Raw genomic sequence first — 5,727 nt, forward strand, 5'->3', positions numbered from 1 at the left:
GGAAACATAATGATCCAGATTTTTGTTTTGTCCCTCGCCGGGCGGTGGCTACGCCACCTTGGCCGCCGCCTCAATGGCGGCTTAAGCGGAATGATTCCATTTGAAATCATTCCGCTATAAAAGCGGTTTATCTTTCCGCCAGCGTGTAGGTGCAGCCCTGATCGCGGACGTGGGACATTTCGGCCTCCAGCAGCCGGGCCCGCGTCAGGTCGGTGTGGCGCAGGCTGGCGTGACTGAGGGTGGCGCGCGTCAGATCGGCGCGCAGGGTGCGGTCACCGCCCAGCGACAGGGGCGAGAGATTGGCCCGGTCCAGCGTCGCGCGGCTGAGACGGGCCCCGATCAGGCGTGCGCCCCTGAGGTCGGCTCCGGACAGGTCGGCCATGCGCAGGTCTGCACCGGACAGATTGACCCCCTGTAGCTGCGCTCCCGACAGATCCATGCCGTACAGGATAGCACCGGCCATATTGGCCGCGGTCAGCTTACGGCCGATGAGGGTGGTGGCGCTGCGAAAATCGAGCCCGCTGAAATCCTGCGTCGCGCCCTCCTGACCGCCGCTGCGGCACCAGGCCTCATAGGCGTCGAGCAGATCGTCGAGCGGTTCATCGTCAATGAAGACGCTGATCGGTTCACCCAGAATATCCGACATGTCCGTGTCCTTGGTGGTCATGCCCTGGGTCTGGGTCCCGACCATCACCGCCCCTTTCAGCGAGGCCCCGGACAGGTCGGCGGACGACAGGTCTGCCGCCGACAGGTTGGCCCCCTCCAGCGACGCATTGCGTAGCTTGGCGTGGCTTAAGACCGCGCCTTCGAGTTGGGCATCACGGAAATCGGCGGACACGGCCCCGGCCCCGGTCAGGCGCGCACCCGACAGGTCCGCCCCGGAGAGGATGGCGTAGTCCAGTTCGCCGGCGCGCTTTTCGTGCTTCATCAGGCGCAGGCCGTGCTTTTCGTCCTTGAAGGCGATCTGGCCTTCACGCAGGTCGCAGCGCGTCAGGCTGGCTCCGGTGAGATTAGCTCCGCGCAGACAGGCCCCCCGCATATCGGCGCGGTCGAGGACGGCAAAGCGCAGATCGGCTTCGCGCAGATCGCAGCCGTACAGATTGGCGCGGCTGAGGTTGACGTCACGCAGTGCGGCCCCGCGCAGACAGGCCCCGGTCAGGACGGCATCGGACAGGTCCATCCCTTCGAGATTGACCCCGCTCAGGTCGATATAGGCGAGATTGGCCAGCTGCCCGCCCGGCTTCATCGTCTTGTATTTGTGGTGCAGCTCGATGATCGTGCGCAGGGAACGCGGATCAACGGTCTGTAAGGTGGCGGCTGACTGCGTAATAGGCAAGGGAGCGTCCGGACAGGGCGAGTGAGGGGGGGGGCGAGTGAAGGGGGCGAGGAGAGGGGGCAGGCGTGTCCTCCTGACCCTGAAGTCAAATAGTGAAAACTTGCTCTACGCCGGGTAGCAGGGCGAAAAAAATGTCTCGCGGTCGTTTCGCGTGACGTTTGGTGGGATGATTTTAGATGGAAACAGCATTTCGCTATAGCGCCTCCCCTGATTTCAGGGGAGGGTGGCGCGTAGCGCCGGGTGGGGTTAAAGCCATGGTGTTAACCCCACCGTCTTCGCCGCCTGTCGGCGTCGAATCCACCTCCCCTGAAATCAGGGGAGGTGCTTGAGTGATGATTCCATTAAAAACTATACCTCTAACGGAATCATTCCGTCTAAGTGGCCAAGGTGGCAGAGCCCGTACCCGGCGAGGGGCAAAGCAAAAGCTAAATCATTTTGTTTTTGCGGAAAACATAATGATTTAGCGGCAGGCCTTGCACAGGCCGCGCGCTTCCAGCGTCACCCGGCGCGTTTCAAAGCCGCTGGCTGAGGCCTGCTGGTCGATTTCGGGCAGGCTGACGGCCACCTCTTCGCTGCTGCCGCAGCAATCGCACAGCAAGAAGGCGGCGGCGTGCGGCTGCACGGCCTTGCCGTCGGCGTGGCCCTGACAGGCGACAAAGGCGTTGAGGCTTTCGATGCGATGGATCAGCCCCATCTGCTCCAGAAAGGCCAGGGCGCGATAAACGGTCGGTGGTTTGGCGGCGCCGTCCGGATGAAAGCGGTCGATCACATCATAGGCCTTGACCGGGGCGTTTTCGTTGAGGATCAGCTCCAGCGTGCGCAGGCGCGGTGCGGTCATGCGCTCCCCCTTCGCTTCGCACAGGCGTCGGGCTTCGCTCAGGCGCGCGTCGATGCGCCCGCTGTCGAGGGTGTGGACGTGGTCGTGATCGTGGCCGCAGGCGTGTGACATGGCTATAACTTAGGCAGACTCGCGACATTTCGCAATGACGGCTTGACATGGTTTATGTTATTACATAACAGAAGGCGGTTCGGTATGGCCTTTGTGTGTGGCCATCCGCTTTTTTCGGGAGCCTCCCCCATGCAAACCCGTATGGTTCTCACCCTGACCGTCAGCCTGGCCGCGCTGGTCGCCGTCACCCCCGCTTTGGCGCAAAGCGCGTCCCCGAAGCCTCAGAAAGACGAGGACATAACCGAGATCGTTGTGACCGGCACGGCCTATGGCGTGTCGAAAGACGCCCTAATGAGCAATGTCGATGTGCTGACCCGCAGTGCCATCGACCAGAAGCCGGCTGAGGGTCTTGGCGATATGCTGGCCAGCCTGCCGGGCGTGCGCTCGTCTGCCTTCGCACCTGGTGCCAGCCGTCCGGTGATCCGCGGCCTTGACGGGTTTCGTGTTCTGCTGCTCAATAACGGCATGGGGGCCATTGATGCCTCAGCCGTGTCGCCCGACCACGCTACAGGTACCGATCCGGTCGAGGCCCAGCGTATAGAGGTTCTGCGGGGCCCTTCGGCCCTGATCTATGGCGGCAACGCCATCGGAGGCATTGTCAACATCATCGACGACCGCATTGCCTCGACTCCCGCCAAGGCTGGTGTTGAGGGCCGCTTTACGGCGCAGGCCTCGAGCGTCGATAATGGCAAGCAACTTGGGCTGAACGTGAAGACAGGGCAGGGACCCTGGGTCTTCACCGCCGACGCTCTAAAGCGGAAGAGTGACGATTACAAAACGCCCGTAGGTCCGGAGTCCCGCCGGCTGACCGACGCCGAAGGGGAAGAACCCGACACGCGCGATCGTCAGGAAAATTCGGCTGTCGATCTGAGCGCCTATGGGGCCGGCTTGTCCTATGTTGGTGACTTTGGCTTTGCGGGCCTGAGTGTCAAGCATACCGATACCACCTACGGCGTACCCGGCCATAGCCATGCTGAAGACCCGTCTGATCACGAAGAGGGTGACGACCACGCGCATGAGGAAGAGGGCCCGGTGACCATCGGCCTGAAGCAGACGCGCTACGATTTCCGCTCATCGGTCAATATAGCCTTTGCGGGTTTCAACAAGCTGACGGCGGATGCGGGCTACACGGATTATAAACATACCGAGTTCGAAGGCGAGGAGATCGGCACGCGCTTTCTCTCGGACGGTTATGAGGCGCGCGTGAACCTGATCCGTCAGAAGATGGGCGACGTCTCAGGCGCGGTAGGTTTCAACGTCCTTGAACGCCATTTTGAGGCGATCGGGGCCGAGGCCTTTGTGCCGTCCTCTACGACGCGAGAATTCGGTGCCTATGCACAGTCGCGTCTCGACAAGGGCACCTGGGGCATCGAAGGTGGCCTGCGGGGTGACCGCAAGGAGATCACCTCGACTGGTTTTTCGAAGGAATTCGACAACCTTTCGGGTTCGCTGGGCGGGTTCTGGAAGCCTTCCGATCATGCTTTCTTTGGTCTGAGCGTGACGCGCTCCGAACGCGCCCCGTCTGATGTTGAGTTGCTGGCCGATGGCCCACATGCCGGCACCGGGGCTTATGAAATTGGCAATGCGGCCCTGAAATCCGAGACGGGCTACAGCTTGGAAGCCACCGGCCACTGGCAGATGGACAGCCATTCGGCTTTCAGTTTTGACGCCCACCTCTATTCCAGCCGTTTCGACAATTTCATCGACCTGCGCCCTACGGGCGACAGCGAGGACGGTCTGCCGGTCTATCGCTATGTGCAGACGGATGCTGACTTCTGGGGCTTTGAACTGGAAGGCGGCGTGAACCTCTGGAACCGTGGCGCTCAGGCGGTGCGCCTTGATCTGGCCTATGACTATGTCCGCGGCAAGAGTGATCTGGGGGATATTGCCCGTATTGCCCCTTCGGCGCTGACGGCCACCCTCGGCTACGAAGGTGAACGCTGGAAAAGCCATGTCGAAGTCCGGCATGTGGCGGCGGCGGACACGCATCTGGCGGCGTTCGAAACCCCAACCGATGCCTATACTGCCGTCAATGTCTTCGGGTCCTACTGGATCAATCCCAAGGTATCGGTCTTCGCCGAATTGCGTAACGCGACTGATGAGGAAATCCGCGAGCACACATCGGTGCAGAAGGACATACTTGTCGGTGCCGGTCGCAATCTGCGCGCCGGTCTGACCTACCGATTCTGACGGATCGGTTCAGGATCATGGCGCGGAACCCCGGAAGCCCGTACTTCCGGGGTTCCTGCGCCTTAAAATACCCGCAGGCTCCGGTTTTTGCGCGAATTGCGGCCTTTGCACTCGCCTGCCTGAACGTGCCGCTTGCGCTTTCCCGCAGGCATGGGCTAGAAGCGAAACTCTTCAGTTTTTACCACTACAAAGAGCGATCATGGAACAGGCTCAAGACCAACAAAGCGCGCTGACAGGGAACGTGCTGTTTTACAAGACTCCGGAACCCCTGAGCGTTGAAGCCCACGGCAATCTCGGCATCAGCGCCTCGGCTACGCCGCACGCCTTTGTCGCTGAAACCAATGTGGTGCCGCTGACCGTGGCGGAATTCCCGGCGGCTTCGCTGAGCTACCCCATCGTCTTCATCGGCGAAGCCCGTATGCCGGTCGCGGCCATGGGTCTGGCCGCCGGTCAGAACATGTTCGTGTCCGCCGAAGGCGTCTTCCGCCCGGACGCCTACCTGCCGGCCTTTGCCCGTCGTTATCCCTTCGTCTTCGCCAATGACGAGCAGGAACAACGCATGATCCTGTGCGTGGACACCTCCTCGCCGGTGGTGACCGCCAACAATCCGGACGTGCCCTTCTTCGAAGGTGGCAAGCCGTCGGCCTTCGTCGAAAACGCCATGCAGTTCTGCTCGGACTTCGAAAACGAGCGCCTGCGCACCGAATCCTTCGTCAACCTGCTGAAGGACCTCGACCTTCTGGCCCCGCGCGAAACCATCTATCGCCCGGCCAATCCGGACGGTTCGCAGGGTGAGCCGCAAAAGATCGCCGAATATTTCGCGGTCGATGAAGAAAAGCTGGCCAAGCTGCCGGCCGACAAGCTGGTTGAGCTGCGTGACAATGGCGCCCTGATGCACATCTACGCGCACCTGATCTCGCTGTTGGCCTGGGACAAGCTGATCGCCCTGACCATTGAGCGCAATCAGTCGGCCCCCGCGGTCAACTAAGCGTTTGCTGAGTTCGTAATAACAAACCCCGGAGGCTTCGGCCCCCGGGGTTTTTGTTTGGCCACGAAAAACACGAAAAGACACGAAAAGGCTTGTGAACGGCTACGGCCCGAAGGGCCCTTTTTCAGTGTTGCGGCGTGCTGTCTATAGCGGAATGATTTCAAATGGAATCATTCCGCTTAAGCCGCCATTGAGGCGGCGGCCAAGGTGGCGTAGCCACCGCCCGGCGAGGGACAAAACAAAAATCTGGATCATTATGTTTCC

Annotated in this window: 4 protein-coding genes; 2 read left to right on the forward strand and 2 right to left on the reverse strand. The window is 61.1% G+C overall.

Translation table 11 applies throughout. The annotated features are described in order from the left end of the window. Window positions 1-127: 127 nt before the first annotated feature. Together Q0072_RS16130 and Q0072_RS16135 are read right to left on the reverse strand one after the other, a co-directional pair. Window positions 128-1,336 carry a pentapeptide repeat-containing protein gene (locus Q0072_RS16130; protein ID WP_298332207.1) on the reverse strand — a complete coding sequence of 403 codons (1,209 nt, stop codon included), beginning with the start codon at window positions 1,334-1,336 and terminating at the stop codon, window positions 128-130. A 460-nt stretch (window positions 1,337-1,796) separates the two neighbouring features. Next, window positions 1,797-2,285, reverse strand: coding sequence for a transcriptional repressor (locus Q0072_RS16135; protein WP_298332210.1), 489 nt, complete (start codon window positions 2,283-2,285; stop codon window positions 1,797-1,799). A gap of 129 nt (window positions 2,286-2,414) precedes the next feature. Between Q0072_RS16135 and Q0072_RS16140 the strand changes: the two genes are divergently transcribed. Together Q0072_RS16140 and Q0072_RS16145 are read left to right on the forward strand one after the other, a co-directional pair. After that, window positions 2,415-4,475: a TonB-dependent receptor gene (locus Q0072_RS16140; protein WP_298332213.1), complete on the forward strand. Its 2,061-nt coding sequence runs from the start codon at window positions 2,415-2,417 to the stop codon at window positions 4,473-4,475. A 199-nt stretch (window positions 4,476-4,674) separates the two neighbouring features. After that, entirely contained in the window at window positions 4,675-5,463 is a 789-nt protein-coding gene (locus Q0072_RS16145) for a SapC family protein (protein WP_298332216.1), read from the forward strand. Window positions 5,464-5,727 lie beyond the last annotated feature (264 nt).

This window comes from Asticcacaulis sp., from assembly GCF_027484505.1.
In the GTDB taxonomy this organism is placed as follows: domain Bacteria; phylum Pseudomonadota; class Alphaproteobacteria; order Caulobacterales; family Caulobacteraceae; genus Asticcacaulis.

What these genes read in the sequence shown, in the direction of transcription:
- Q0072_RS16135 (WP_298332210.1), bottom strand. Translation starts at nt 2,285, where the DNA reads ATGTCACACGCCTGCGGCCACGATCACGACCACGTCCACACCCTCGAC.
- Q0072_RS16140 (WP_298332213.1), top strand. Translation starts at nt 2,415, where the DNA reads ATGCAAACCCGTATGGTTCTCACCCTGACCGTCAGCCTGGCCGCGCTG.
- Q0072_RS16145 (WP_298332216.1), top strand. Translation starts at nt 4,675, where the DNA reads ATGGAACAGGCTCAAGACCAACAAAGCGCGCTGACAGGGAACGTGCTG.